This is a genomic window from Streptococcus sinensis, from assembly GCF_000767835.1.
Classification (GTDB): Bacteria; Bacillota; Bacilli; order Lactobacillales; family Streptococcaceae; genus Streptococcus; species Streptococcus sinensis.
Genome location: NZ_JPEN01000092.1, coordinates 1 through 26,966, shown reverse-complemented (window position 1 = coordinate 26,966; position 26,966 = coordinate 1). Strand labels below are relative to the sequence as shown.

Sequence of the window (26,966 nt, the reverse complement as noted above, 5' to 3'; positions counted from 1 at the left end):
TTCCGCAATTGGGAATCTCTAGCTTTTTTGTGGCTGAGAACTATTTTGTCTCAGACTCTTTTAGTATTCTAACGGTTTCCGCTATTCTGACTGCTTTGATTTTGATTATTTGACTCGCTTCCATTTGTTTGTTCTGAAGAAGAAGTCGATTGATTAGCAGCGGGAGCTGAGCTACTTGTTTCTGAAGAACTGCTAGAAGAAGCTTCTGTGCTAGTTTCTGAAGAAGTAGAGCTATAATATTGTTGGGTATTATAGCGATTATTTACAGTTGCTCCATTTAGATAGAGATAATATCCGCTGCGGAACAAGCCGTTTGGCATTTCCCAATCTTCTGAAGCTGATCCGTCTTGAGCTAAATAGAGCATCATCTCGCGGTAGACATCTGTAGCCACTTTAACCCCATCATCAAGGATTGGTGTCAGACGGTTGGAGTAGCCAGTCCAAACAGCCATTGAGTACTTAGGCGTATAACCAACGAAGAGTTCGTCTGGTGTGACAATACTAGAGTAGTAGTAAGGCTTGGTCAGCTTAGCTAATTCATCATCAGCATAGTTGGAGGTTCCAGTCTTACCAGCCTGATAAACCCCAGAAAGAGCAGCATTTGTACCTGTACCTGAGTGAAGAACGGTTTTCATCATATCCGTCATCATGTAGGCTGTAGTTTCTTTCATCGCCTTGGTTCCATTATCAGCAAAGATTTTTTCTGTTCCGTCGCTGAAGACGACACGATTGACATACTGTGGCTTATAGTAGGTACCGCCATTGGCAAAAGCAGCATAGGCAGCAGCCATTTTTTCACTGCTGGCTCCGTATTCATTGCCGGCTTTGCTGGTATTACTTGAAAAGGCGTTAACATAGAACATTTCAGGATAGTTAATGCCGATGCGATTGAGGAACTTAAGCGATTCATCTAGACCGACGGCTTCCAGCGTTTTCACGGCAGGAACGTTACGGGATTCCTGAATAGCGTACTGAATCGTCATAGTACCATAGTATTTCTTATCCCAGTTGTAGACTGGTGTGCTGGAATACGGGAAATTATATGGAGCATCTGTAATAGGCGCAGCCGTAGAGGTATAGATTTCATTTTCAAGAGCCGGAGCATAATCAGTGATTGGTTTCATGGTTGAACCGAAATCGCGGTTAGTTTCAACGGCTTGGTTGGTACCGAAAGATACGTTGGTAGACTGGTGACGGGAGCCGAGTTGGGCAATAACTTTACCAGTTCGCACATCCATAACGGTGGAAGCAACCTGCATTTCATCATCAGGATAAGCAACGTATTCCTCAGTATTGTAAATATCCCAAAGTTTTTTCTGGGCTTCTGTATTGACATTGGTATAAACTTCCATTCCAGTGGTCAATACGTTATAGCCGGTTTCTTCTTCAACTTGTTCAATTACTTGTTTTAGATAATTATCCATGTAAGCTGGATAGCTAGACGAAGCTTTTAGGCTTTGGAGGCCGTCGGTAACAGGCGTATTGACAGCCTGTTCATATTGCTCTGGTGTGAGGTATTTCAGTTCATACATTTCTGACAAGACCAGATTTCGGCGTTCAGTGGCTGCTTCTGGTTTTGTGTAAGGATCATACTGATTAGGAGCCTGCGGCATTCCAGCCAGAAGGGCTAATTGAGGAATTGTTAAATCTTTTAAATCTTTTCCATAGTAACTTTGGGCTGCTGTTTGCATACCATAGTTACCATTGGACATGTAGACCTTATTGACATAGTAGGTCAAGATTTCTTGCTTCGTTGCCTTGCGCTCCAATTGAGTGGCTAACCAGGCCTCTTGTATCTTACGAGAAAGAGTCGCATCTGAAGAAGAGGTTGAGAAGTAGCTCAATTTGATGAGCTGTTGGGTCAGAGTGGACCCCCCTTGTCTGCCTCCACCTTTGAGGTTGCTGAGAAATGCACCGATGATACGAATAAAGTCAACTCCTCGGTGACTAAAGAAACGATGATCTTCAATAGCAGTAATGGCATTGACCAAATCCGTAGGAATCTCATTTGTATTTGTATTCACTCGCTTCTCAGCACCTAAGTCAGCAATTAAATTATTATCACTGTCATAGATTTTACTTGAAGTAGTCGCGATTAAATCTTTCTCAGAGAGCGTAGGGGCCTTGGAAGCGTAATAAGTAAACACTAAACAACCGGCTACAAAGCCAAGCAAGAGAAGAGAAATGAGGGCGCTTGCAAGATATTTTAATATCTGCATAACAGTCTGTTTATTCATTTGTAATACCACCTAGTAGTTTTTGTTCAATAATATCAAGATAGGGAACGCTGGGGAAATGCTGGATTTCGATTCGATAGCCATTTTCCTGAATATAAGATAAAGGCATGGACTTTCCGCCCTTGTCTATCTTGTAAAACTCAATCAAATAGGAAGCCGGAAGCAGATAAGTTTCCCTTAGGCTTGAGAAATGCAACAAGACAAAACAAATTCCCTTTTGTTTCAGCACAGCCTCCATATGCTCAATCTGGTGTTGATGGAAGTTTTTCATAGGCATCGCATTTTTTTGCCGCGTTTCCTTGGCTTCAAAATCAATATAATGCCCCTTGTAAACACCAGAATAGTCTGTTGTAGAAGCTTGCCGAAAATAGGCCTCTACGATTTTAGCACGACTGCGCTGCGGATAATCAACTTTAACAATCTGGATGGGTGTTGGCTTTTTGTGGATAACAGCGAGTCCTCTACTTAGGTAGTAGTTGTTGGATTCGTTGATCATTTTTTCAAAAGACATCCCACGATTGGCAAAGCTGATAAAATCTGTGGATGAGCTAAAGATTTTATTTTTTACCTTTAGTTTGTGAGGATAGTTGACCATAGAACTCCTTATTGGTACAATAACATCACTCTATTATATCATAAAAACATTTTTTAAGGGAGAATAAATGACAAGTCTACTTATCGCGGGTTATAAGCCTTTTGAAATTGGCATTGTGACCGAGAAAGACATGCGCATTAAGATTATTAAAGAGGGTGTCAGGCGGGATTTGCTGCGCTTACTCGATGAGGGGGTGGATTGGCTCGTTTTTATGGGGAATCTGGGATTTGAATCATGGGTGTTGGATGTTGCCAAGGAATTGAAAACAGAGTACAGTTTTCAGATAGCAACTATTTTTTTATTTGAAAATCAAGGAGAAAACTGGAATGAAGCTAATCAGGCGAAACTTGCGGCTTTTAAGCAAGTAGATTTTGTCAAATACGCCTACACTAGCTACCAAAATCCCAGTCAGTTTCGAGAATACAATCAATTTTTGCTTCAAAATACAGACGGAGCTTATCTATTTTACGATGAAGAAAATGAGACAAACCTCAAATATCTTTACCAAGAGATGAAAAATCAGGAACAGTATTTTATCAAAAAATTAACATTTGATGACTTAAACGAGGTAGCAGAAAATTTTTTAGGAAAATAAGGGCTAAATCTTGATTTTTATAGTGGATTTTGTTTATAATTGAATATGATGAACTAGATTGGAGAGAGAAGATGGCAAGTATTATTTTTACAGCAAAAGATATTTTTGATCAAGATTTTAAGCGCGAAGTGCGTGGCTACAGCAAGGCAGAAGTAGATGAATTTTTGGATGATGTTATCAAAGATTATGAAACTTACGCTGCTTTGGTGCAAGAACTGCGTGAAGAAAATCGTCGTTTGAAAGAAGAATTGGCGAATAAGCCTGAAGAAACGGCTCCAGCAAAGCCGGTTCAACCAACAGTAGAAATGCCACAAATGACATCGGCAACCAACTTTGATATTTTGAAGCGCTTGAACCGTCTGGAAAAGGAAGTTTTTGGCAAGCAGATTGTGGATCGTGATATGTAATTGGTCTAATAACTGTGCAATTTTTGGATAATCGCGTGAAGATTTGATATTTTCATGAGGAAAGTCCATGCTAGCACCGGCTGTGATGCTGGTAGTGTTTGTGCTAGGTGAAACAATAAGCCTAGGGACGGATTTTTCCGTTACGGCGACTGAAAAGGCTAAGTCTTTGGATAGGTCTGATTAGGTCTGAAAGTGCCACAGTGACGTAGTTCTTTTGGAAACAGAAGAAGTGGAACGCGGTAAACCCCTCAAGCTAGCAACCCAAACTTTGGTCGGGGCACGGAATGCGTGGAAACGAACATAGCATTCTGACTGGAAACAGTAGACAGATGATTATCGAAGGAGATGGTACCTAGTCATTTCTGGAACAAAACATGGCTTATAGAAAATTGCACATAGGTTAGCTAGCGTATGCTAGCTTTTTGATTAAGACATAGAGTTCCTTTCAACAGATTACAGATGAAAGTGATGAAATATAAAAGTAAGGTTTCTCTCAAAAAGAGTAGCCACGCCAGAACATTCTGATTCCGAGCTGAGACCAGTTTTTTAACGGTTTGGCCAAGTGGATCTTGATAGAGTAAGAAAGAATGAAAGAAAATTTTAATTTAATTGCTACTGCGGCAGCGGGTCTGGAAGCAGTGGTCGGCCGTGAGATTCGGGATTTGGGTATAGATTGTCAGGTTGAAAATGGTCGCGTCCGCTTTAGAGGCGATGTCAAAACTATTATTCAAACCAATCTCTGGCTGCGCTCGGCAGATCGAGTGAAGATTATTGTGGGGACATTTCCAGCCAAAACATTTGAAGAGCTTTTTCAAGGCGTCTTTGCTTTGGACTGGGAAAATTATCTACCCTTAGGTGCGAAATTTCCCATTTCTAAAGCCAAGTGTGTCAAGTCAAAACTGCACAATGAGCCCAGCGTTCAAGCCATTTCAAAAAAAGCAGTTGTGAAAAAACTGCAAAAGCATTATGCTCGTCCAGAGGGTGTTCCCTTGCAGGAAAATGGAGCAGAGTTTAAGATTGAAGTTTCCATTTTAAAAGACCTTGTGACGGTCATGATTGATACCAGCGGTTCTAGCTTGTTCAAGCGTGGTTATCGGACTGAGAAGGGCGGAGCGCCAATCAAGGAAAATATGGCAGCCGCGATTTTACTTTTGTCAAACTGGTATCCAGATAAACCCTTGATTGACCCGACTTGCGGATCAGGAACCTTCTGTATCGAAGCGGCTATGATTGGGATGAAGATGGCACCAGGTCTACACCGTTCCTTTGCTTTTGAAGACTGGAATTGGGTAGACAAGGACTTGGTGCGTCAGCTCCGGGCAGAAGCACTGGCTCATATTGACCAAGAAATTCAATTGGATATTTTGGGCTCTGATTTGGATGCCCGTCTGGTAGAGATTGCTAAGAAAAATGCTGAAGAAGCCGGCGTTGCTGACCAGATTCACTTTAAGCAAATGCGGTTTCAAGACCTTCATACGGACAAGATCAATGGTGTCATTATCTCTAATCCGCCTTATGGCGAGCGTTTATTGGACGACGATGCTGTGACCAAGCTCTATCAGGAAATGGGGGAAACTTTTGCCCCATTGAAAACCTGGAGTAAATTTATCTTGACGAGCGACGAGGCCTTCGAAGCCAAATATGGCAGTCTGGCAGATAAAAAACGCAAACTGTACAACGGTACTTTAAAAGTTGATTTATATCAATATTTTGGAGAGCGTGTCAAACGTCAAATTCTTGATTAGGAAGGAATGCAGATAATGAATGAAAAAGATTTAGAATCTTCGCAAGAGTCGATCTTGGATTTTGAAGAAGCCAAGGATTTGACAGTTGGTCAAGTCAAACGTAAAAATGAGGAAGTCGAAGCGGGAGTAACAGACGAAGATAGTATTTTAGACAAATACATCAAACAGCACCGAGAAGAAATAGAAGCAGGGAAGTTTGATACTCAGAACTTTGAAGAAACTCCAGAAGAGTCGCACCCGCTTAATGTTGCTTTTGATTTAGATGATTTTGCCAAAGAAAGGCATGAGGATGGGGGAAGTGAAGAACTGGAAGCTGCCCCAGACCATTCCGCAGATTTGTATGAAACGCAGTTGGCAGAAGAGGCAGAACTCGCTCCTAACAAATCAGCTTTAGAAATAGATGATTTACCAGTTGAGCCTTTTGTTGATCCTTCCGATGATTCGCTTCAAGAGGCAGATGAGGAAGACTTTGAAAGCCTTGAAGTTCCTTTTTACAAGAAAAAGGTAGTTTTATATTCTGTACTTGCGCTTTTCGCGGTTACGGCCGTTGGAACCTCTCTCTATTTTACCTTGGGAAGAAATAGTGGCAATAGAACAGCAGGGAGTTCCAGCGTTTCAACCACTCAATCGAGTAAAAAGTCAGTTTCGTCAAGTTCAAAGAAAGAAGCTTCTTTGAAAGAATTTAATGATTTGTACGCTTCATTCTTTACAGATAGTAGCCAAACAGCAGTGAAAAACAGCAAATTTGGAGAGTTAGAAAACTTGAAAGCCAAGCTTGAGGCTCTAAAAGGTACCAGCGACTACGATGCAGCTAAAACTAAATACGATGCTCTGGTCAAGCAAATTTCAGCAATCCAAAGTGTAAATTCACAATTTGACGGCGGCGCCATTACAGACGGTGTCCTCAATACAGAAGCCAAGGCAAATGCTGATGCTAATTTCTCTGATGTATCAAGCGGAAATGCAAAATTGGATGAAGTCCTGAAAGCAGCCGTTGCTCAAGGACGCAGTCAAGTAGTGCCGGCACCAGCTCCTGGCACAGATCAAGGAGGAAGCCCTGCAACAGCTGGAGGTGGTTCAGGTTCAGGCACTGTCTCCAACTCCTATACTGGCTTTGGCCTCCCAAGTGATGGGGTAAACCTCCAGCGCCATCTCAGTCGAGTTCCATACAATCAAGCGGCTATCGATGATGTCAATAATCCAGCTTGGATTTTTAATCCTGGAGTTTTAGAGAAAATTTTGCAAACATCACGCGAACGTGGATATATCACAGGGGACCAGTTTATCCTTGAAAAAGTTAATATTATCAAGGGCAATGGTTATTATAACCTTTTCAAGCCAGATGGAACTTATCTTTTCAGTATCAACTGTAAGACGGGTTATTTTGTAGGAAACGGCCCAGGTTATGCGGAAGATTTAGATTATTAAATCAATTACTTCAGCAGACTGTCTAGCGGTCCTTAAGCTTGCTAGATGATGCATCAAAATAAAAAAATGCAGAAATTCCATTTGGACGATTTTCTGCATTTTTTTGTTTAGATAACATGCCGGTCAAAGGCATTATCAGAAATTCCTTGGCTGAGAATGAGTTTTGCCCATTCTTTGGCTGAAAAGAGGCTGTGATCCTTATAATTTCCACAGGATTCGATGGTAGTGCCAGGGACATCTGCCCAAGTAGTTGTCTCGGCGATTTCTTCTAGGCAGGACTTAATGATTTGAGCAATCTCGGTCGCTGTGTGCTGTCCCCACATAATCATATGAAAGCCTGTGCGGCAGCCAAAAGGTGAACAGTCAATCATACCATCAATCCGTTTGCGAATGAGCATGGCCAGCAGGTGTTCGATCGTATGCAGACCGGCGGTCGGAATGGAATCCTTATTTGGTTGAACCAGACGAATATCAAAGTTAGAAATAATATCTCCTTTTGGTCCAGTTTCTTCACCAATCAGACGGACATACGGGGCTTTAACAATGGTATGATCCAGCTCAAAGCTTTCAACAATAACTTCTTTAGACATAAGTTCTCCTTTACGATAATAGATGAGTGCGAAGCAGAATCAATCATAAGCTTTCGTATCATATTTTAAAAATCTTCCCCTTGATTATAGCATAAAAAAAGTTTACATTTAAAATAAAAAATTTTATATATTAAATTCTTTTATTTAGCGCCCTTTTAGCAAATAATAGAGAAAAAACAGGCCTGTTTTTTAGAAAAATAGGTTTGTGAATTTTCAGCATTTATGATAGAATAGTATGGAATTTTGAATTCAATAATTAAATAGATTTGGAGTGAAAACATGGGCTTAAATATTATAGCTGTTTTTGTTTTTGCTGCCATCATTGGTTTAGTGATTGGATACGTAGGGATCTCGGTTAAGATGAGAACATCTAAAGATGCCGCAGAACTTACTCTTTTAAATGCTGAACAAGAAGCAACCAATTTACGCGGACAAGCCGAACGTGAAGCTGATTTGATTGTCAAAGAAGCCAAACGTGAAACTAGTTCGCTTAAAAAAGAAGCACTTTTGGAGGCAAAAGAAGAAGCCAGAAAATATCGTGAAGAGGTTGATGCAGAATTTAAGTCTGAGCGTCAAGAATTAAAACAAATTGAAAGCCGCTTGACAGAGCGTGCAAGTAATCTTGACCGCAAAGACGATAATTTAACCAACAAGGAAAAGACTTTGGAGCATAAAGAACAAAGTCTCTCTGATAAAGCTAAACACATTGATGCGCGTGAAGCACAAGTAGCTGAGCTAGAGCAGCAAAAGGAAGCTGAGCTTGAGCGGGTAGCGTCCCTTACTCAAACGGAAGCGCGTGACATTATCTTAGCGCAGACCGAGGATAAACTCTCTAAAGAGATTGCGACTCGTATTCGGGAAGCGGAGCAGGATATTAAAGAGCGCTCTGACAAGGTGGCCAAGGATATCTTGGTGCAAGCTATGCAGCGAATTGCTGGTGACTATGTGGCTGAGCAGACCAACTCAACGGTTCATCTACCTGATGATAGTATGAAGGGGCGGATTATTGGTCGCGAGGGGCGCAATATTCGTACTTTTGAAAGCTTGACCGGTATTGATGTCATCATCGATGACACACCCGAAGTAGTCACTCTTTCAGGCTTTGATCCTGTTCGTCGTGAAATTGCTCGCATGACGATGGAAGCCCTCTTGAAGGACGGACGTATTCATCCGGCTCGCATTGAGGAGCTGGTTGAAAAGAATCGGATAGAAATTGATAATCGTATCCGAGAGTATGGTGAAGCAGCCGCTTACGAAATCGGGGCACCAAACCTGCATCCTGATTTGATGAAAATTATGGGACGTTTGCAGTTCCGTACCTCTTATGGACAGAATGTTCTTCGTCACTCGATTGAGGTAGCCAAGCTCTCTGGAATTATTGCTGGGGAACTGGGTGAAAATGCGAATCTTGCCCGTCGTGCTGGTTTCCTTCATGACATTGGGAAAGCCATTGACCGTGAGGTGGAAGGCAGTCACGTAGAAATCGGGACAGAGTTGGCTCGTAAGTACAAAGAGCATCCAATCGTTGTTAATACGATTGCCAGCCACCACGGAGATGTGGAGCCTGAGAGCGTGATTGCAGTTATCGTTGCGGCAGCAGATGCCCTTAGCGCAGCTCGTCCGGGTGCTCGCAGTGAGTCACTTGAGAGCTATATCAAACGTCTACAGGATTTGGAAGAAATTGCTAACGGCTTTGAGGGCGTAAAAAATAGCTTTGCTTTACAAGCAGGCCGCGAAATTCGAATCATGGTCAATCCAGAACGGATCAAAGATGATAAGATTACGATTTTAGCACATGATGTTCGTGAAAAAATCGAAAATAATCTGGAATATCCAGGTAATATCAAAGTCACAGTCATTCGCGAAATGCGTGCAGTTGATTACGCAAAATAAGAAGGAAAGCAAGTTGGCAGCAGCTTGCTTTTTCTTTCTTGTGAAGTGCTTACTTCTCCTACGAGGTTTCGGACTGGCCTGCTAACTTTTTGATGAGAACACTATAGAAATAGAGACATTCTCTTGAAATATAAGCATAATTCTGTTACACTAGATAGAAAGATTATGAAGGAGATATGATGACGGAACGAGGCTTACTAATCGTCTTTTCAGGCCCCTCAGGTGTAGGTAAGGGAACAGTCAGACGAGAGATTTTTGAAAGCACTGATAATCAGTTTCAATATTCTGTATCCATGACAACCCGTCCACAACGCCCTGGTGAGGTAGATGGGGTTGACTATTTCTTTCGCACTCGTGAAGAATTTGAGGAGCTGATTCGTCAGGGACAGATGCTGGAATATGCTGAGTATGTTGGAAATTATTATGGAACTCCACTCACTTATGTAAATGAGACCTTGGATAAGGGTGTGGATGTTTTCCTAGAGATTGAAGTTCAAGGTGCTCTCCAGGTTAAGAAAAAAGTTCCGGATGCTGTCTTCATTTTTCTGACTCCGCCAGACTTGGAAGAATTGAAAGACCGTTTGGTTGGTCGCGGGACAGATAGCGCAGAAGTCATTGCTCAGCGGATTGAGAAAGCAAAAGAAGAAATTGCCTTGATGCGTGAGTATGACTATGCCATTGTCAATGATCAAGTATCTTTGGCGGCTGAACGCGTTAAACGTGTGATCGAAGCGGAGCATTTTCGTGTGGATCGAGTCATCGGTCGTTACCAAGAGATGCTTCCAAAAGATGAAGTACTTATACGATAATTAAGTTAGAAATTAGGTAAAAAATTATGATGTTAAAACCGTCTATTGACACCCTGTTGGACAAGGTGCCATCAAAATATTCTTTGGTTATCTTGGAAGCCAAGCGTGCTCATGAATTAGAAGCTGGTGCTAAACCAACTCAGGAATTCAAATCAGAGAAATCAACATTGCGTGCTCTGGAAGAAATTGAATCTGGTAATGTTGTGATTCACCCAGATCCAGAAGGAAAACGCGAAGCAGTTCGCAGACGTGCAGAAGAAGAACGCCTGCGCAAAGAAGAAGAGGAGCGCAAGATCAAAGAACAAATTGCCAAAGAAAAAGAAGAGGGTGAGAAGATTTAAGGTTGGGGCTACTCAATCTTATTTTTTTCTATGAATATGGCGTTTAGGGAAAGAGAGGTGAGAGTGTGAAAATTGCCAAGATTATTGTCGATGTTCCTCTGATGCAGACGGACAAACCATACAGCTATGCGGTTCCAGAGGAGTTTTCTGGAATGCTGCAAGCTGGGATGCGGGTGCATGTGCCTTTTGGTAAGGGCGGTCGGTTGATTCAAGGATTGATTGTTGGCTTGGCGAATGAGGAAGCTGAAGATCTGGCAGGACATGTTGGAGAATTGAAAGATATTGCAGAAGTTCTGGACTTTAGACCGGTTCTCAATGCGGAGCAGCTCTGGCTAGCTGAGCAGTTGCGCCAGTCTGTCTTTTCCTATAAAATTTCCATCCTGAAGGCCATGTTACCAAGTCTTCTTAATTCCAGCTATGACAAGTTACTTTATCCAACGGAGCAGCTTTCAGTTGAGGAGCGGCAGTCTATTTTCGGTCAAACAGCTAGTCTTCGCTTTTCTGATTTGGACAAGAAAAGTCAGTCCAAGCTCATGCGGTTGACCCAGGCTGGTAAGATTCGCTTGGAATACCAAGCGACTGACCGTAAGCATATTAAGACAGAAACTTGGTATCAAGTGGACAGAGAGAAATTGGCTCAGTTTCTGCCTTCCACCCGAGCGAAAAAGCAGCAGGAACTTCAGACTTATCTGCTGGAAAATCCACAATCAGGTCGCCTCAAAGACTTACGCGAGCTCTTTTCGCCTACAGCAGTTAAAATTTTCTTAGAAAAGGAGCTTCTCCATACAGAGAAGAAAGAGGTTAGCCGGTCTGCTGCGCATTTCCAAAAGGAGCGACAGGATAAAAAGCTGGTTCTAAATGAGGAGCAAGCAGTCGCGGTCGCTGCGATTTGTGAAAAAATCGGTCAAGAAAACGCTCAACCCGTTTTACTAGAAGGAGTGACGGGGAGCGGCAAAACCGAGGTTTATCTCAAGGTCATTGAGGAGGCTCTAGGTCAAGGAAAGACAGCGATTATGCTAGTGCCGGAAATTTCTTTGACTCCTCAGGTGACTGACCGTTTTATCTCGCGCTTTGGCGACAAGGTGGCTATTTTGCATTCAGGTCTATCTGATGGTGAGAAGTACGACGAGTGGCGCAAGGTGGAGCGGGGAGAGGCTCAGGTAGTTGTAGGTGCGCGTTCGGCCATCTTTGCTCCGCTGACAAATATCGGAGCCATCATCATTGACGAGGAACATGAGTCCTCCTACAAGCAGGATTCCAATCCTCGCTACCATGCCAGAGAAGTGGCTCTCCTGCGAGCTCAGTACAATCAATCTGTCTTGGTGTTGGGTTCGGCGACTCCGAGTTTGGAAAGCAGGGCCAGAGCTAGTCGTGGCGTCTATGACTTTTTGCAGCTGACTAAGCGGGCTAATCCACTGGCGCAGATTCCTCAGGTTCAAGTGGTGGATTTTCGAGATTACATTGGGCAAAATGAAGCTAGTAATTTTACTCCTGTTCTCTTAGAAGCTATTCAGGATCGTCTGGAGAAAGGTGAACAGACGGTTCTTATGCTCAACAGGCGAGGCTATTCCAGCTTTGTCATGTGTCGAGAATGCGGCACGGTGGACACCTGTCCCAACTGTGATATTTCCCTGACCCTGCATATGGATACCAAGACCATGAACTGCCATTACTGTGGTTTTACCAAGGACATTCCACAAGCCTGTCCTAATTGTGCCAGTCGCAGCATTCGCTATTATGGTACGGGGACGCAGAAGGCCTATGATGAGCTGACGACTCTCTTTCCAGATGCTCACATTCTGCGGATGGATGTGGATACGACCCGTAAAAAGGGGAGTCACGAAGAAATCCTAGAGGCCTTTGGTCAGGGGCAGGCAGATATTCTGCTGGGAACTCAGATGATTGCCAAGGGACTGGATTTTCCTAATGTGACCTTGGTCGGTGTTCTCAATGCGGATACAGCTCTGAATCTGCCAGATTTTCGCTCTTCAGAGCGGACTTTTCAGCTGCTGACTCAGGTAGCAGGTCGGGCAGGTCGGGCAGAAAAAGCAGGACAAGTCTTTATCCAGTCTTACAATACTCATCACTATGCCATTGACTTTGCCAGAAAGCAGGACTACGAAGGTTTCTACGCTTATGAAATGGGGATTCGTCGGCAGTTGAGCTATCCGCCTTATTACTATACAGTAGGGCTGACCCTATCCCACAAGGATGAGGAAATGGTGGTCAAGAAATCTTATCAGGTTATGGATATTTTACGGAATGGCCTGTCGGACAAGGTGCAAATTTTGGGTCCCACACCCAAGCCCATTGCCCGCACCCACAATCTCTATCACTATCAGATTTTACTTAAGTATCGGTTTGAGGATGACCTGCAAGTCACGCTTAATCAGGTATTGGAGTTAACGCAGCAAGCGGAAAATAAGGACCTGCGCCTCAGTATTGATAATGAACCCCAGAATTTTATCTGATGACAAAAGTGAGCGAGAGCTATCAGCTTTGCTCGCTTTTTTGGTATAATAGAAAGAAAAACAGTCGTAGGCGACAGTAGTCTGCGACAGATTTGAGGAAACGACAGTGAAATTAATCTTTATGGGGACACCTGACTTTTCAGCAACTGTCTTAAAAGGCCTGCTGGAAAGCGAACAATATGAAATTTTAGCGGTGGTCACTCAGCCTGACCGAGCAGTGGGCCGCAAAAAGGAGATTCGCATGACACCGGTCAAGGAAGTGGCTTTAGCTAACGGCTTGCTGGTTTACCAACCAGAAAAGTTGGCTAAAAGCGCGGACTTGGAAGAGATTATGAACTTGGGAGCTGACGGAATCGTGACAGCAGCCTTTGGCCAGTTTCTGCCTAGCCGTTTGCTGGATAGCGTTAACTTCGCAGTGAATGTCCATGCCTCTCTCTTGCCCAAATACCGTGGCGGAGCGCCCATTCATTATGCTTTGATAAATGGCGATGAAGAAGCTGGTGTGACTATTATGGAGATGGTCAAAGAGATGGATGCTGGTGATATGATTGCCAGTCGAGCGATAGCCATTGAAGAGTCTGATAATGTCGGAACTCTCTTTGAAAAACTAGCTGTGATTGGCCGCGATCTTCTTTTAGAAGTCTTGCCAGCCTATGTAGCGGGAGAGATTCAAGCCCAGCCTCAGGATCCAGATCTGGTGACTTTTTCACCAAATATCAGCCCAGATCAAGAGCGGATTGATTGGACAAAGACCAGTCGCCAGATTTTCAATCAGGTTCGGGGCATGAATCCTTGGCCGGTGGCCCATACCCTGCTAGCTGGTCAGCGCTTCAAGATTTACGAAGTTAGCCAAGCGGAAGGCAGTGGTCGTCCGGGTGAAATCCTGACGATCAGCAAAAAAGAATTAGTCGTCGCAGCGGGTCAGGGAGCCCTTTCTCTAAAGACGGTGCAGCCATTCGGCAAGCCCAAGATGGGCATCAAGGACTTTCTCAACGGTCTGGGTCGCAGCTTAGCGGTAGGTGATGAATTTGGAAAGTAAACAAAAAAGAGCCCGTGAGCTTGCTCTGGAAATTCTGGAAGAAGTCTTTGAAGAGGGCGCTTATTCCAATATTGCCCTCAACAAGGCTCTGAAACAGAGTGCTTTCAGTTCAGCTGATAGAAGCTTGGTTACGGAGCTGGTCTATGGAACGGTCGCTCGCAAAATTAGTCTGGAATGGCAGCTGGCTCATTGGGTGGAGGACAGAGATAAGCTGGATGCTTGGCTTTATATCCTGCTTGAGCTCAGCCTCTATCAGATGCTCTATCTGGATAAAATCCCCCAGCATGCTGTTGTCAATGAAGCTGTTGAGATTGCAAAAGGCCGCAAGCGTGGCAGTGAAAAATACGTCAATGCCATCCTGCGGAAGATCGAGCGGGAAGGTGCAGCTGATCCGGCCACTATCAACCGCAAGAACAAGCGCTACTCAGTCCAGTATTCTCTGCCGGTCTGGCTAGTCAAGGTTTTGATTGACGAATACGGGGAAGAACGTGCGGCAGTCATCTTTGCTAGTCTCTTTGAGCGCAATAAGGCTAGCATTCGAGTGACGGATTTGGCTCGAAAGGAAGAAGTTAAAGCGGTTTTGGGTGCGGACGATTCGCTCTTAGCTCCTTCAGCCTTGGTCAAGAAACAAGGCCATTTTGCTGGTCATGAGTTCTTTGAAAAAGGCTTGATTACTATTCAAGACGAGTCTAGCCAACTGGTTGCTCCGACCTTGCAGATTGAGGGACATGAGCAGATTTTGGATGCTTGCAGTGCGCCAGGTGGCAAGGCTGTGCACATGGCTTCCTATCTGACGACTGGTCAGATTACAGCCTTGGATCTTTACGACCATAAGCTGGACTTGATTCGTCAAAATGCGGATCGTCTAGGCTTAGCAGATAAAATCACAACTCAAAAGCTGGATGCGACCAAGGTGTTTGAGACTTTTGGTCCAGACGCTTTTGACAAGATTTTGGTGGACGCTCCCTGCTCTGGAATCGGCTTGATTCGTCGCAAACCAGACATTAAGTACAATAAAGAAAATGCAGATTTTCAGAGCCTGCAAAAAATTCAGCTGGATATATTAGACAGTGTTTGTCAAAGTCTATGTAAAGGTGGTATAATAACTTATAGCACTTGCACGATTGTGTCTGCAGAGAATTTTGAAGTAGTCAAGCAATTTTTAGAAAGACATCCAAACTTTGAGCAAGTTAGACTAGAACATGAAAGAGAAGATATCGTAAAAGACGGCTGTATCTTGATTACACCAGAATTATATGGCAGTGATGGATTTTTTATCAGTCAATTTAGGAAGATATCTTAACTGGAGGAGGAAACTGACAGTATGGAAATTTCAGTATTAACAGATGTTGGTCAAAAGCGAACAAATAATCAGGATTATGCCAATCATTTTGTAAATCGTGCTGGCAAGACCATGATCATCTTGGCCGATGGTATGGGGGGCCACAGAGCTGGTAATATTGCCAGTGAAATGGCGGTAACAGACTTAGGTGCCGCATGGGTTAATACCCAGATTGACTCGGTGAACCAAGTCCGTGAATGGTTTGCAGAGCACTTGGAAGAAGAAAATCGGCGCATTCATCAATTTGGTCAGGATGAAGAGTATAAGGGCATGGGGACAACTCTGGAAGCCTTAGCCATCATTGATAATCAGGCTATTTATGCCCACATTGGTGATTCACGGATTAGCCTGATTCGTGGTGAGGAATACAGCCAGTTAACTAGCGACCATTCCCTTGTTAATGCTCTTCTAAAAGCCGGACAGATTACACAAGAAGAAGCAGAACGCCACCCGCAGAAGAATATTATCACCCAGTCAATTGGTCAAAAAGATGAGGTGCAGCCCGATTATGGTATGGTAACCTTGAAAGATGGTGATTATATACTGCTAAGCAGTGATGGGCTGACAAACATGATTTCAGGAAGTGAGATCTATGACATCGTGACCAGTGACATCAGTCTGTCTGAGAAAACTCAAACGTTGATTCGCTTTGCCAACAATGCTGGAGGATTGGATAATATCACAGTCGCTCTGGTTCGTTTTGACAAGGAGGATGAGGCATGATTCAAATCGGCAAGATTTTTGCCGGGCGATATAAAATCATCAAGCAAATTGGTCGAGGAGGCATGGCAGATGTCTATCTGGCCAAGGATTTGATTTTGGATGGTGAGGAAGTTGCAGTAAAGGTTCTCAGGACCAACTACCAGACAGATCCTATTGCCGTAGCGCGCTTCCAGCGGGAAGCCAAGGCGATGGCTGATTTAGATCATCCTCACATTGTCCGGATTTCCGATATCGGAGAAGAAGACGGTCAGCAGTATCTGGCCATGGAATATGTAGCAGGACTTGACCTCAAGCGCTATATCAAAGAAAAATCTCCGATTTCAAACGAAGAAGCGGTTAGAATCATGGGACAAATCCTTTTGGCTATGCGCTTGGCGCATACGCGGGGGATTGTTCACCGTGACCTGAAACCACAAAATGTGCTCTTAACCCCAGATGGCAATGCCAAGGTGACAGACTTTGGGATTGCTGTGGCCTTTGCTGAGACAAGTCTGACCCAGACTAACTCTATGCTGGGCTCGGTCCACTATCTTTCGCCAGAACAGGCTCGTGGTTCAAAGGCAACAATTCAAAGCGATATCTATGCAATGGGGATTATTTTCTATGAGATGCTTACAGGGCATATCCCTTACGATGGAGATAGCGCTGTAACGATTGCTCTCCAGCATTTTCAAAAGCCATTGCCGTCGATCATTGCGGAAAATCCCAATGTTCCTCAAGCCTTGGAAAATGTGGTTATCAAGGCAACAGCTAAAAAATTAACGGATCGTTATCAGTCTGTTGCTGAAATGTATGTTGATTTGTCGAGCAGTTTGTCTTATGAGCGACGGAATGAAAAAAAACTTGTTTTTGATGATGTTGCTAAAGCAGATACTAAGACCTTACCAAAAATTTCGCCAATTCCTCAGCCGACTGTTTCACCGACAAAAACCTCCATTCCAAAGACTGAGCCAACAGAAGTGAGGAAACCTGATGAAACTCCAGCTCCTGTAAAAAAGAAAGCACAGAAACACCATTTAAGAACCCGATATAAAGTCCTGCTCTTGGCGGTTTTCTTGGTTTTAGCTGCATTTGCAGTTCTGATTTATAACAGTCCTTCGAATACCACCGTTCCAGATGTGGCAGGTCAAACTGTGGCAGAAGCTCGGGCGACTATTGAAGCTAAAGATTTAGTAGTCGGAGAAGAAAAAGAAGAAAACAGTGATTCGGTTGCTTCCGGTCATGTCATTAAGACGGATCCTCAGGCAGGAAGTCAGCGGCGGGAAGGTAGCAAAATAAACCTCATTATTTCTAAAGGCCCCAAGAACCTTATCATGGCGGATTATACAGGTCAAAAATATTCAGCAGCAGTTGAAGATTTGAAGAATAAAAAGGTTTCCGAAAAATTAATAAAAATTGAAGAAGTGGAATCAGAAGATTATGATCCAGGAGTTGTTATCAGCCAGATACCAGCAGCTGGGGCAACGTACGATTTATCTTCAAATGCTCAAATTACCCTGAGAGTTGCAAAAGAGACTAGCACTGTAGAAATGCCAAATTTTGGCAGTCTTCAGTACACTTATGCCAATGCTCGTTCTTACTTAATCGAGATGGGAATTCCGTCTTCGAATATTGAGCGGGTTATTGATCGCTCGGTGGCTTCTAGTCAAGCCGATTTAGTGGCCTCGCAGACACCAGCAGCCGGACAAAGTGTTAGTCTAAAATCAACAAAAATCACTCTCTATGTGACAGATGGCACTACTGCAAGCTCGTCAACGAGTTCATCAGAATCGTCCTCTAGTTCTCATAGTCAATCAGATGATGATGCACAATCCAGCTCTACTTCATCGTCGAGCAGCAGCTCTAGTCGTTAATAGTTTTCATACATCACTTATGACCATTTTTCTTTGGGCATAAGTGATTTATTTTTTTATTTCGTGCCTCAGACGGAGGTTTTTCTTTTTATTTTTGTTAGAATAGAGAGGTACAGAAAGGAAAAGGCTATGTGGAAAGTTCAATTATTCATCTTTGTTGAAACAATCTTATTGTCTATGGCTCTTATCACGATGTTGGCAGCAGATTTTTCGCGTGTTGTTATCATTATGGTCCTTTTTCTCCTGCTTTTATATTATTATTTTGGTAAACAAAAAGGGAATTTTTTATTAGTGGCATCAATGATTATGCTGTTTTTCATTATTATGCTCAATCCTTATGTGATTGCAGCCCTTTTGTTTGCAGTTATTTATGGTTTGATGGTAGCTTACCCATATATTTACAAGGAAAATCAAGAAAGTTATCTAGTTTTTGAAGAAGATGTCGAAATTCAAAGTGATAAAAATCGTTGGCTGGGAGATTTGCAGCATTTTTCAAAAGATAATTGTCAGTTTCATGATATTAATCTTTTGCGGTTGATTGGAAAGGATACCGTCCATTTAGAAGATGTTATTTTAGCTAATCATGATAATGTGGTGATTATTCGTAAGGCCTTTGGGGATACCAAGATTGTCATTCCTTTAGATGTGGAAATCCAGCTTCAGATTAATACCCTCTATGGGGACTTGCATTTTTTAAATCATCCATCTCGTAAGTTGCGCAATGAAACGATTTCCCTGACAACGCCAGATTATAAGCGAGCGAGTAAAACTGTAAAAATTGTGTTGGTCAGCTTTTTAGGAAATGTGGAGGTTGTCAGAAAGTGAAAAAAACAAGTTACTTGGTCATTTTTCTCTATACCTTCTTTGTTCTAGGGATCATCTTTCATTACATTTTTAATATTTTTAATTTTGAATGGCAAAAGCTCCTAAACAATCTAGAACTTCTGCAGTCTTTTATGTTTTTTGTTGTAGTTCTAGGTCTATCTCTGACTGTTTTATTGATTGCTGCAGCAAAGTTTCTTCAGTTTCTATCCGTTTCTCAGGTTCAAAAAAATGTCAAATACATTTTAGAGGGCAAAGCTTTAGAAGCGACCGGTCAGGCAGAGCTGGACTATTCTTTACTTCAATTGGAAGAAAAAGTGCATATTCTAACCGAAAATTTGCAGAAGTCTGAGAATCAGTCTTTGCAGGTAGAGGAGAAGATTGTTGAGAAGGAGCGCAGGCGGATTGCGCGTGATTTACATGACACGGTTAGTCAGGAGCTGTTTGCAGCCAATATGATTCTTTCAGGTGTCGCTGGAAATGTGGAGAGGCTTGAAAAAGAAAATCTCCAAGAGCAGCTAAAGGGAATTGCTGACATTCTGGATACAGCACAAAAAGATTTGCGGATTTTACTCTTGCATTTACGGCCGACAGAGTTGGAAAATCGAACTTTAGTAGAGGGCATGGATGTTTTAATTAAGGAATTAAGAGATAAGTCGGACCTGACTGTCCAGTTTAAACATGAGGTTGCCAGTCTCCCCAAGCAGATTGAGGAGCATATTTTCAGGATTATCCAGGAAATGATCAACAATACCTTGCGTCATGCTCAAGCTAATCGTTTGGACATTTATCTTTATCAGACGCGAAATGAATTAAAACTCAAGGTTTCTGATGATGGAATCGGCTTTGAACCAGCTACTTTGGATGAACTGAGTTATGGTTTGAAAAATATTGAGGATCGAGTGTATGATATGGCTGGCAGTCTAAAAATTTTGACAGCTCCGAAAAAAGGATTCTCTATCGAAATCTGTGTTCCGTTATTAGAAGGGGGAAAAGATGAAAATATTACTAGTGGATGATCATCAAATGGTCAGATTGGGTTTAAAAAGCTTTTTAGAATTACAGGAAGATGTTGAAGGAGTAGCAGAAGCCACCAATGGCAGAGAAGGAGTCGAAGCAGCCTTGGCAAGCCGGCCCGATGTAATTATAATGGACATTGTGATGCCAGAGATGAGCGGTATTGATGCCACCTTGGCTATCTTGAAAGAATGGCCAGAGGCAAAGATTTTGATTTTGACGTCTTATCTGGACAATGAAAAAATCTATCCAGTGTTGGATGCTGGTGCTCGTGGCTATATGCTGAAGACCTCCAGTGCTGAGGAAATTCTCCACGCAGTCAGAAAGGTTGCAAAAGGTGAATTTGCCATTGAAACAGAAGTCAGTAAGAAGTTTGAATACCATCGAAATCATATAGAGCTTTATGAGGATTTGACAGCGCGGGAGCGGGATATTTTGGGGCTTTTAGCCAAGGGCTATGAAAATCAGCGGATTGCTGATGAGCTCTTTATTTCCTTGAAAACAGTCAAGACGCATGTGTCCAATATTTTATCCAAGCTGGAAGTGAGCGATCGAACCCAGGCAGTCGTCTACGCTTTTCAGCATCACCTTGTTCCGCAAGACGATTTTTAATGATATAATAGAAAAGATTAAATTGAAAGAGGAAAATATGGAAGCAAAATTAAAATATAAGGCAAAAAAAATTAAGATTGTTTTCTTTGATATCGACGACACCTTGCGAGTAAAGAATACAGGCTTCATCCCAGAGTCAATCAAAGTTGTGTTTAAACAGCTGAGAGAAAAAGGTATTCTGACGGGAATTGCTTCTGGACGTGGTATTTTTGGAGTCGTTCCAGAAATTCGTGCCTTGGACCCTGATTTTTTTGTCACTTTGAATGGTGCTTATGTTGAAAATCGAAAAGGGGAAGTCATTGCTAAAACGGTCATTCCACAAGAGTGTGTGGAATCCTACATTGCATGGACCAAGGAAGCGGGGATTGATTACGGTTTGGTAGGTAGTCATGAAGCGGCTTTATCCGTCCGCAATCCTATGATTTCGTCAGCAATTGATATCATATATCCAGATCTGGCTGTCAATCCCGATTTTTACAAAGATCATGAAATCTACCAAATGTGGACCTTTGAAAATGTAGGAGATAGTTTGCAGTTGCCAGAGGATCTAGCCTCAGCTCTGCGCTTGGTTCGCTGGCATGAGCATTCATCGGATGTTGTTCCGACAGAAGGTTCAAAGGCAGCTGGTGTTGCTAAGGTGGCGGAGCATCTAGGCTTAAAACCTGAGAATGTCTTGGTTTTTGGAGATGAGCTTAATGATTTAGAGTTATTTGACTATGCAGGTATCAGCATTGCCATGGGAATTTCTCACAAAAAGCTGCAGGAAAAGGCAGATTTCATCACAAAAACAGTAGAAGAAGATGGTATTTTTTATGCTTTGGAGGAGTTAGGAATGGTAGAAAAAGAGTTGAATTTCCCACAGGTCAATCCTGAAGCGGTTGAAGGATCGGTTGCAAAAATCAAGACTAATCATGGGGATTTGAAGATCAAACTGTTTCCAGAGCAAGCGCCCAAAACAGTTGCCAACTTTATCGCTTTATCAAAGAATGGGTATTATGACGGAGTGATTTTCCACCGGGTTATCAAAGATTTTATGATTCAGGGTGGCGATCCGACTGGTACTGGGATGGGTGGCGAGTCAATTTACGGCGAGCGCTTTGAAGACGAGTTTTCACCGGAGCTTTATAATATCCGAGGCGCTCTATCAATGGCAAATGCTGGACCAAATACCAATGGCAGTCAGTTCTTTATTGTTCAAAACAGCAGTCTTCCTTATTCAACCAAGGAATTGACTCGGGGAGGATGGCCGGAGCCAATTGCTGAAATTTATGCTAGCAAGGGCGGGACACCGCATTTGGACCGTCGACATACTGTATTTGGGCAGTTAGTAGATGAGGCTTCTTATGAAGTTTTGGACAAAATCGCAGCAGTTGAGACAGCTTCAATGGATAAACCGCTTGAGGATGTTGTTATTGAGACGATTGAGGTTATAGACGAATGAAAATCGGAGATAAGTTAAAGGGCAAAATTACAGGGATTCAGCCCTACGGTGCCTTTGTTGAACTAGAAAGCGGTCTGATTGGCCTCATTCATATTTCTGAGATTCGGACGGGCTATATTGATAATATTCACGATATTTTAAAAATCGGGGATCAGGTTCTCGTGCAGGTGGTGGATTATGACGAGTTTTCTGGCAAGGCCAGTCTGTCTATGCGGACCTTAGAGGAAGAAAAACATCGCTTACCGAGACGGCATCGCTTTTCAAATGATCGTTGTAAAATTGGTTTTGCGCCCTTAGGCAAGCAAATGCCAACTTGGATTGAGGAAGCCAAGGATTTTCTAAAAGAACAAAAAGATTAGAAAAAAATCCTACTCAATTTGGGTAGGATTTTTGGTACACTATTTTCACGATTAGGCGTCAAATTCATAGAGGGCAGTAGACAAGTAGCGTTCTCCATTATCAGGTGTCAGAGCAAGAACTTTCTTACCAGCTCCTAGTTTTTTCGCGACTTCAATGGCTGCAAAAATAGCTGCAGCAGATGAAATTCCCACTAAGAAGCCTTCCTGACCGCCAATATAGCGTCCCAATTCCAGTGCTTGATCAGAAGTTACGCGGACAATACCGTTGTAGGCTTCTGTATCCAAGGTCTCTGGAATGAATCCAGCTGAAATTCCTTGGATTTTGTGGGGGCCTGGTTTTTCTCCAGAAAGGATAGCAGATTCGTCTGCTTCGACCGCATAGACTTGGATGTTTGGATTCGCTTTTTTTAGAGCATGAGAGACACCAGAGATAGTCCCACCAGTTCCGACACCACCAACAAAGGCATCCAGTCCAGTTTCACCGAAAGCAGCGACAATTTCTGCTCCTGTTGTTCGTTCGTGAACTTCTGGATTGGCTGGGTTGTTAAATTGTAGCGGCAACCAGCCTTTGCGCTCTTGGGCGATTTCTTCTGCCTTGGCAATAGCTCCTTTCATTCCTTCGCTACCTGGAGTCAAAACTAGCTCTGCCCCATAGGCTTGAATAATCTTGCGACGCTCTACACTCATAGTCTCTGGCATAACAATGACAACCTTGTAGCCTTTAGCTGCTCCAACCCATGAAAGGCCAATGCCTGTATTTCCGCTGGTTGCTTCAACGATAGTATCGCCAGGATTGATAAGGCCTTCGCGTTCAGCAGTCTCAATCATGCTGAGAGCAATCCGATCCTTGACAGAAGAGCCAGGGTTGAAGGCTTCTAACTTCACATAAACTTCAGCGGCTCCTTCAGGAACGATATTATTTAGCTTGACAATGGGCGTGCTTCCAATCAGTTCTGTGATATTTTGATAAATGTTTGTCATCCTTCATACCTCAATACTTTAATGAAACTAGTATAAGACGAAAGCGGCACTTTGTAAAATATAAAAAAGCTATGGCCACGATAAAAATTCTTTATCACCAAGCCTAGCTTTTTAAATTATTCAACTGTTAAGGGAATTTCAACCTCGCGCAAACCTTGATCGTCAATTTGGATTTTGCCATTGAAAAATTCGACTAATTTCTGTTCCAGTGGTTCTTTTTCTTGCTTGTCGATATAAATGGTTGTGGCAACTAGATCTGTGAATTCGGTGTCGAATTCGATCAGATCTTCAGCTTTTAAAAAGTTATCGAAGTTTTGGTACTGGCTGTAAGACATTTTAAGGCGCAAGCCGGCTTGTTCCTTGATTTCGATCAAACCGATTTCTTTAATTGCCAAAGCGACGCTACCAGCATAAGCCCGAATGAGCCCACCAGCTCCTAGCTTAATCCCACCGAAATAGCGCGTGACCACAAAGCAGACATTGGTCACCTGGTGGTTTTCCATGACACCGAGCATGGGAACGCCTGCTGTACCGCTAGGTTCCCCGTCGTCACTGGTTCGTTTGATTTCACTTTTCTCTCCGACAATAAAAGCAGAGCAATTATGAGTGGCTTTATAGTGCTCTTTTTTGATGGCAGCAATAAAATCTCTAGCTTCCTCTTCTGAGTAAACGCGCTTTGCATGGCAAATGAAACGAGATTTTTTAATTTCTTCTTGGGCTTGGCCGTCTTGTCTAATTGTTCTATATTCCATAGTTTTATTTTACACAAAAAAATTGAATTTTTCCAAAAATTTTACGAATAAAAAAGTATGTTAGAAAGAAAAGATTGCCTAGGTAGGATATTTACAAAAGATCAGCTCAGCCCAGAGTTGCAATTGCAAGCCCAGCAGATGCCCAGTATGCGAGAGGAAAGGAGGAAGTTGTTTTGCGGCCGCTGTGGCACTCAAGTGGACAAAGAGCATCATAAGTTACCGGTTAATGCCTACTATTGCAGAGAATGTCTAATTTTAGGGCGAGTACGGAGTGACCAGCAGCTCTATTATTTTCCACAGGAAGACTTTCCAGAAAATCAGGTACTCAAGTGGCAAGGACAATTGACAGAGTTTCAGAGGAAAGTTTCTCAGGGACTGTTAGAGTCAGTTGCTCAAAAGCAGAATAGCCTTGTCCATGCGGTGACTGGGGCGGGCAAAACGGAGATGATTTATCAGGTAATCGCAGAGGTGATTGATCGTGGGGGAGCGGTTTGCCTAGCCAGCCCTCGGATTGATGTCTGTTTGGAGCTTTTTCGTCGCCTTAAGCTAGATTTTGCCTGCCCGATTTCGCTTTTGCATGGCGAATCCGAGCCATATTTTCGCAGTCCTTTGGTCATCGCCACCACTCATCAGCTTCTTAAATTTTATCGAGCCTTTGATTTGCTGATTGTGGACGAGGTAGATGCTTTTCCTTATGTGGACAATCCTCTGCTCTACCATGCCGTGGAGCAGTCAGTCAAGGAGAAAGGAACCACCATCTTTTTAACTGCCACTTCGACGGATGAGCTGGATAAAAAAGTCCAAAAAGGAGAATTAAAACGACTTAGTCTTCCTCGTCGCTTCCATGGCAATCCTTTGATTGTGCCCCAAAAAGTTTGGCTGGCAGATTTTCAAAAGTATCTAGCGAAAAAGAAATTGCCGCCTAAACTGAAAAAATATATCGAGAGACAGAGAAAAACAGGCTTTCCATTGCTAATCTTTGCCTCAGAAATCAAAAGAGGTCAGGAATTTGCGCAAGTTTTGGAGGAAATTTTTCCAGCGGAAAGAGTCGGTTTTGTGGCTTCAACAACTGAAAATCGTTTAGAAATCGTTGAAGAGTTTCGGAAGCGAGAAATTACCATTTTGGTCACAACGACCATCTTAGAGCGTGGCGTGACCTTTCCCTGTGTAGATGTCTTTGTTCTGGAGGCCAACCATCGTCTCTTTAGTCGTAGCGCTCTCGTTCAAATTTCTGGTCGAGTGGGACGTAGCATGGAGAGGCCGACGGGAGATTTATTCTTCTTTCATGACGGCACCACACATTCAATCGAAAAAGCGATTCGTGAAATCAAACTGATGAACAAGGAGGCTGGCCTATGAGAAATTGCCTGTTATGCAGCCAAGCGAGCGAAGAAAATGGGACTTTTTCTTCCTTGATTTTATTACAAAAAGAAAAAAATACAATTTGTAAACATTGTAGAGCAGGATTTGAAGCTATTTCCTCTATTCATTGCCCACGCTGCTGGAAGGAGGGAGAGGCGGAAGTCTGCTCGGATTGTCAGGCATGGGAAGCGCAAGGCTATTTGGTTCAGCATCAGGCCTGTTTTCCTTATAATGACTTTATGAAGGATTTCTTCAGCAAATACAAGTTTCAAGGAGATTATCTTCTAAGATTTGTTTTTGCGGAAGTTCTCAAAAAAAGTCTCAGAAACTTCAAAAAATATACTCTGGTTCCCATTCCAGTCAGTCCTGAAAAATACCAAAGTCGAGGTTTTAATCAGGTAGAAGGCTTCTTGCAAGCTGCTGGTTTGTCTTATAAACATTTGCTTGAAAAGCAGGATGTTCTTGCTCAATCCAGTAAAAATCGCCAAGAACGTTTAAAAAGTCAGCAATGTTTTAGATTGGCAAAAGATAGTCTTCTGTCAGATAAGATTGTGCTGATAGATGATATTTATACGACTGGTAAAACCTTACAATTGGCTCGAGAATTACTGCTGGAAGCAGGTGTGAAAGAAGTTTTGACATTTTCACTCGTAAGATAAGAAAATATTTGCAAAAAAGGAATGAAAGCGTTATAATGATATTGTAAATAAAACATTTATGTTTAGAAAGAAGGTACTTATATGCTTAAATATAGTATCCGTGGTGAAAACCTAGAAGTAACTGATGCTCTCCGTGACTACGTAGTTTCTAAACTTGAGAAGATTGAGAAGTATTTCCAAGCAGAGCAAGAACTTGATGCACGTGTCAACCTGAAGGTTTATCGCGAAAAAACGGCAAAAGTCGAAGTAACCATTCCTCTTGGTTCCATTACCCTTCGGGCAGAAGATGTTTCACAAGATATGTACGGTTCTATTGACTTAGTTGTTGATAAAATTGAACGTCAGATTCGTAAGAATAAGACAAAAATTGAAAAGAAAAATCGTAACAAAGTTGCAACTAGTCAGCTTTTCACGGACGCTTTAGTGGAAGAAGCTGATGAATCATCTTCAAAAGTGGTGCGCTCTAAACATATTGATCTAAAACCAATGGATGTAGAAGAAGCTATCTTGCAAATGGATTTGTTGGGGCATGATTTCTTCATTTATACCGACGTAGAAGACAATACAACGAATGTTATCTATCGTCGTGAAGATGGAGATATCGGTTTATTAGAAGTAAAATAACTCATTAAAGCCGTCCGATTTGGATGGCTTTTTATCTGATAAATTGTAAAATATAGAAAATAAATATACTGGTTTTTATTAAGAAACTATCGCTGGAGTTTGATAGTTAGAAAAAAATCGTTTACAGAGAATACTAGATTAGTAGTCTCTTGAAAGTTGTTTTACACGTTTTTAACGCCCTTACAACGATATTCTAAGGCGGAATGAAAAAGTTACAAAAAAGCAAAAAAAGTTCAAAAAAAGTGTTGACAAGAATTAGTTGAGGTGAT

The 26,966-nt window shown here is 42.5% G+C and carries 25 protein-coding genes and 1 other RNA gene; 21 read left to right on the top strand and 5 right to left on the bottom strand.

The window, feature by feature from the left end; genetic code table 11:
* Positions 1-68: 68 nt before the first annotated feature.
* Together pbp1a and recU are read right to left on the bottom strand one after the other, a co-directional pair.
* Positions 69-2,237, bottom strand: coding sequence for a penicillin-binding protein PBP1A (gene pbp1a, locus SSIN_RS07930; RefSeq protein WP_037617699.1), 2,169 nt, complete (start codon positions 2,235-2,237; stop codon positions 69-71).
* Complete coding sequence (recU, locus tag SSIN_RS07925) at positions 2,230-2,832, bottom strand: Holliday junction resolvase RecU (RefSeq protein ID WP_037617697.1); 603 nt, start codon at positions 2,830-2,832, stop codon at positions 2,230-2,232. The genes pbp1a and recU overlap by 8 nt, the downstream gene beginning before the upstream one ends.
* 67 nt (positions 2,833-2,899) lie before the next feature.
* Between recU and SSIN_RS07920 the strand changes: the two genes are divergently transcribed.
* The 5 genes from SSIN_RS07920 (at position 2,900) to SSIN_RS07905 (ending at position 7,007) form a co-directional block, all read left to right on the top strand.
* Positions 2,900-3,427, top strand: a complete 528-nt coding sequence (locus SSIN_RS07920; protein WP_037617695.1) for an SLOG family protein — start codon at positions 2,900-2,902, stop codon at positions 3,425-3,427.
* A 71-nt stretch (positions 3,428-3,498) separates the two neighbouring features.
* Positions 3,499-3,834, top strand: a complete 336-nt coding sequence (gene gpsB / locus SSIN_RS07915; RefSeq protein ID WP_037617694.1) for a cell division regulator GpsB — start codon at positions 3,499-3,501, stop codon at positions 3,832-3,834.
* A 19-nt stretch (positions 3,835-3,853) separates the two neighbouring features.
* Positions 3,854-4,221: RNase P RNA component class B (gene rnpB / locus SSIN_RS10355), an RNA gene on the top strand.
* 200 nt (positions 4,222-4,421) lie between these two features.
* On the top strand, positions 4,422-5,579 hold the full coding sequence (locus tag SSIN_RS07910; protein ID WP_037617691.1) for a THUMP domain-containing class I SAM-dependent RNA methyltransferase: 1,158 nt from the start codon (positions 4,422-4,424) through the stop codon (positions 5,577-5,579).
* A gap of 6 nt (positions 5,580-5,585) precedes the next feature.
* Positions 5,586-7,007, top strand: a complete 1,422-nt coding sequence (locus SSIN_RS07905; protein WP_156956307.1) for a cell division site-positioning protein MapZ family protein — start codon at positions 5,586-5,588, stop codon at positions 7,005-7,007.
* Positions 7,008-7,114: 107 nt separating this feature from the next.
* On the opposite strand, the gene SSIN_RS07900 is transcribed toward SSIN_RS07905, so the two are convergent.
* Positions 7,115-7,597 carry an S-ribosylhomocysteine lyase gene (locus tag SSIN_RS07900; protein WP_037617687.1) on the bottom strand — a complete coding sequence of 161 codons (483 nt, stop codon included), beginning with the start codon at positions 7,595-7,597 and terminating at the stop codon, positions 7,115-7,117.
* Between the two features lie 279 nt (positions 7,598-7,876).
* Here SSIN_RS07900 and SSIN_RS07895 point away from each other — a divergent pair, with 279 nt between their 5' ends.
* The 13 genes from SSIN_RS07895 (at position 7,877) to SSIN_RS07835 (ending at position 22,319) form a co-directional block, all read left to right on the top strand.
* Positions 7,877-9,490, top strand: a complete 1,614-nt coding sequence (locus tag SSIN_RS07895) for a ribonuclease Y (protein WP_037617685.1) — start codon at positions 7,877-7,879, stop codon at positions 9,488-9,490.
* Positions 9,491-9,666: 176 nt separating this feature from the next.
* Positions 9,667-10,299 (top strand): guanylate kinase, encoded by a 633-nt coding sequence (gmk, locus tag SSIN_RS07890; protein ID WP_209325471.1) that lies wholly within the window; start codon positions 9,667-9,669, stop codon positions 10,297-10,299.
* Between the two features lie 26 nt (positions 10,300-10,325).
* Positions 10,326-10,640 (top strand): DNA-directed RNA polymerase subunit omega, encoded by a 315-nt coding sequence (gene rpoZ / locus SSIN_RS07885; RefSeq protein WP_037617682.1) that lies wholly within the window; start codon positions 10,326-10,328, stop codon positions 10,638-10,640.
* Positions 10,641-10,705: 65 nt separating this feature from the next.
* Complete coding sequence (locus tag SSIN_RS07880) at positions 10,706-13,111, top strand: primosomal protein N' (RefSeq protein ID WP_037617680.1); 2,406 nt, start codon at positions 10,706-10,708, stop codon at positions 13,109-13,111.
* 121 nt (positions 13,112-13,232) lie between these two features.
* Positions 13,233-14,150: a methionyl-tRNA formyltransferase gene (fmt, locus tag SSIN_RS07875; protein ID WP_037617701.1), complete on the top strand. Its 918-nt coding sequence runs from the start codon at positions 13,233-13,235 to the stop codon at positions 14,148-14,150.
* Positions 14,140-15,453: a 16S rRNA (cytosine(967)-C(5))-methyltransferase RsmB gene (gene rsmB, locus SSIN_RS07870; protein WP_209325470.1), complete on the top strand. Its 1,314-nt coding sequence runs from the start codon at positions 14,140-14,142 to the stop codon at positions 15,451-15,453. Before fmt ends, rsmB begins: the two co-directional genes overlap by 11 nt.
* A 21-nt stretch (positions 15,454-15,474) precedes the next feature.
* On the top strand, positions 15,475-16,215 hold the full coding sequence (locus SSIN_RS07865) for a Stp1/IreP family PP2C-type Ser/Thr phosphatase (protein WP_037617676.1): 741 nt from the start codon (positions 15,475-15,477) through the stop codon (positions 16,213-16,215).
* The gene (gene pknB, locus SSIN_RS07860; protein WP_037617674.1) at positions 16,212-18,068 is read left to right on the top strand and encodes a Stk1 family PASTA domain-containing Ser/Thr kinase; all 1,857 of its coding nucleotides are present in this window, start codon (positions 16,212-16,214) and stop codon (positions 18,066-18,068) included. Before SSIN_RS07865 ends, pknB begins: the two co-directional genes overlap by 4 nt.
* A 129-nt stretch (positions 18,069-18,197) precedes the next feature.
* Positions 18,198-18,893 carry a cell wall-active antibiotics response protein LiaF gene (liaF, locus tag SSIN_RS07855; RefSeq protein WP_037617671.1) on the top strand — a complete coding sequence of 232 codons (696 nt, stop codon included), beginning with the start codon at positions 18,198-18,200 and terminating at the stop codon, positions 18,891-18,893.
* Positions 18,890-19,909, top strand: a complete 1,020-nt coding sequence (locus tag SSIN_RS07850) for an envelope stress sensor histidine kinase LiaS (RefSeq protein ID WP_037617669.1) — start codon at positions 18,890-18,892, stop codon at positions 19,907-19,909. The genes liaF and SSIN_RS07850 overlap by 4 nt, the downstream gene beginning before the upstream one ends.
* A complete protein-coding gene (locus SSIN_RS07845; RefSeq protein ID WP_037617667.1) occupies positions 19,887-20,519 on the top strand; it encodes a response regulator transcription factor in 633 nt (210 codons plus the stop codon). The genes SSIN_RS07850 and SSIN_RS07845 overlap by 23 nt, the downstream gene beginning before the upstream one ends.
* Positions 20,520-20,556: 37 nt before the next feature.
* Positions 20,557-21,960, top strand: coding sequence for a bifunctional Cof-type HAD-IIB family hydrolase/peptidylprolyl isomerase (locus SSIN_RS07840; protein ID WP_037617665.1), 1,404 nt, complete (start codon positions 20,557-20,559; stop codon positions 21,958-21,960).
* Positions 21,957-22,319 (top strand): S1 RNA-binding domain-containing protein, encoded by a 363-nt coding sequence (locus SSIN_RS07835; protein ID WP_037617664.1) that lies wholly within the window; start codon positions 21,957-21,959, stop codon positions 22,317-22,319. The genes SSIN_RS07840 and SSIN_RS07835 overlap by 4 nt, the downstream gene beginning before the upstream one ends.
* A 51-nt stretch (positions 22,320-22,370) precedes the next feature.
* Here the strand turns inward: SSIN_RS07835 and cysK are convergent, their stop codons facing one another.
* Together cysK and SSIN_RS07825 are read right to left on the bottom strand one after the other, a co-directional pair.
* On the bottom strand, positions 22,371-23,300 hold the full coding sequence (gene cysK / locus SSIN_RS07830; protein WP_037617662.1) for a cysteine synthase A: 930 nt from the start codon (positions 23,298-23,300) through the stop codon (positions 22,371-22,373).
* 116 nt (positions 23,301-23,416) lie between these two features.
* Positions 23,417-24,052, bottom strand: a complete 636-nt coding sequence (locus tag SSIN_RS07825; RefSeq protein ID WP_037617660.1) for a YigZ family protein — start codon at positions 24,050-24,052, stop codon at positions 23,417-23,419.
* Between the two features lie 57 nt (positions 24,053-24,109).
* On the opposite strand from SSIN_RS07825, the gene SSIN_RS07820 reads away from it, so the two are divergent.
* The 3 genes from SSIN_RS07820 to hpf all read left to right on the top strand — a co-directional run bounded on the left by SSIN_RS07820 (position 24,110) and on the right by hpf (position 26,697).
* Positions 24,110-25,411, top strand: coding sequence for an ATP-dependent helicase ComFA (locus SSIN_RS07820; RefSeq protein WP_037617658.1), 1,302 nt, complete (start codon positions 24,110-24,112; stop codon positions 25,409-25,411).
* Entirely contained in the window at positions 25,408-26,073 is a 666-nt protein-coding gene (locus SSIN_RS07815; protein WP_037617656.1) for a ComFC family protein, read from the top strand. The genes SSIN_RS07820 and SSIN_RS07815 overlap by 4 nt, the downstream gene beginning before the upstream one ends.
* Positions 26,074-26,154: 81 nt before the next feature.
* Positions 26,155-26,697, top strand: a complete 543-nt coding sequence (gene hpf, locus SSIN_RS07810; RefSeq protein ID WP_037617653.1) for a ribosome hibernation-promoting factor, HPF/YfiA family — start codon at positions 26,155-26,157, stop codon at positions 26,695-26,697.
* The last annotated feature ends 269 nt before the right edge of the window (positions 26,698-26,966 follow it).

Coding starts and splice junctions, on each gene's coding strand:
- pbp1a (WP_037617699.1), bottom strand. CDS start 2,237: ATGAATAAACAGACTGTTATGCAGATATTAAAATATCTTGCAAGCGCC.
- recU (WP_037617697.1), bottom strand. CDS start 2,832: ATGGTCAACTATCCTCACAAACTAAAGGTAAAAAATAAAATCTTTAGC.
- SSIN_RS07920 (WP_037617695.1), top strand. CDS start 2,900: ATGACAAGTCTACTTATCGCGGGTTATAAGCCTTTTGAAATTGGCATT.
- gpsB (WP_037617694.1), top strand. CDS start 3,499: ATGGCAAGTATTATTTTTACAGCAAAAGATATTTTTGATCAAGATTTT.
- SSIN_RS07910 (WP_037617691.1), top strand. CDS start 4,422: ATGAAAGAAAATTTTAATTTAATTGCTACTGCGGCAGCGGGTCTGGAA.
- SSIN_RS07905 (WP_156956307.1), top strand. CDS start 5,586: ATGCAGATAATGAATGAAAAAGATTTAGAATCTTCGCAAGAGTCGATC.
- SSIN_RS07900 (WP_037617687.1), bottom strand. CDS start 7,597: ATGTCTAAAGAAGTTATTGTTGAAAGCTTTGAGCTGGATCATACCATT.
- SSIN_RS07895 (WP_037617685.1), top strand. CDS start 7,877: ATGGGCTTAAATATTATAGCTGTTTTTGTTTTTGCTGCCATCATTGGT.
- gmk (WP_209325471.1), top strand. CDS start 9,667: ATGATGACGGAACGAGGCTTACTAATCGTCTTTTCAGGCCCCTCAGGT.
- rpoZ (WP_037617682.1), top strand. CDS start 10,326: ATGATGTTAAAACCGTCTATTGACACCCTGTTGGACAAGGTGCCATCA.
- fmt (WP_037617701.1), top strand. CDS start 13,233: ATGGGGACACCTGACTTTTCAGCAACTGTCTTAAAAGGCCTGCTGGAA.
- SSIN_RS07865 (WP_037617676.1), top strand. CDS start 15,475: ATGGAAATTTCAGTATTAACAGATGTTGGTCAAAAGCGAACAAATAAT.
- pknB (WP_037617674.1), top strand. CDS start 16,212: ATGATTCAAATCGGCAAGATTTTTGCCGGGCGATATAAAATCATCAAG.
- liaF (WP_037617671.1), top strand. CDS start 18,198: ATGTGGAAAGTTCAATTATTCATCTTTGTTGAAACAATCTTATTGTCT.
- SSIN_RS07845 (WP_037617667.1), top strand. CDS start 19,887: ATGAAAATATTACTAGTGGATGATCATCAAATGGTCAGATTGGGTTTA.
- SSIN_RS07840 (WP_037617665.1), top strand. CDS start 20,557: ATGGAAGCAAAATTAAAATATAAGGCAAAAAAAATTAAGATTGTTTTC.
- SSIN_RS07835 (WP_037617664.1), top strand. CDS start 21,957: ATGAAAATCGGAGATAAGTTAAAGGGCAAAATTACAGGGATTCAGCCC.
- cysK (WP_037617662.1), bottom strand. CDS start 23,300: ATGACAAACATTTATCAAAATATCACAGAACTGATTGGAAGCACGCCC.
- SSIN_RS07825 (WP_037617660.1), bottom strand. CDS start 24,052: ATGGAATATAGAACAATTAGACAAGACGGCCAAGCCCAAGAAGAAATT.
- SSIN_RS07820 (WP_037617658.1), top strand. CDS start 24,110: ATGTTAGAAAGAAAAGATTGCCTAGGTAGGATATTTACAAAAGATCAG.
- SSIN_RS07815 (WP_037617656.1), top strand. CDS start 25,408: ATGAGAAATTGCCTGTTATGCAGCCAAGCGAGCGAAGAAAATGGGACT.
- hpf (WP_037617653.1), top strand. CDS start 26,155: ATGCTTAAATATAGTATCCGTGGTGAAAACCTAGAAGTAACTGATGCT.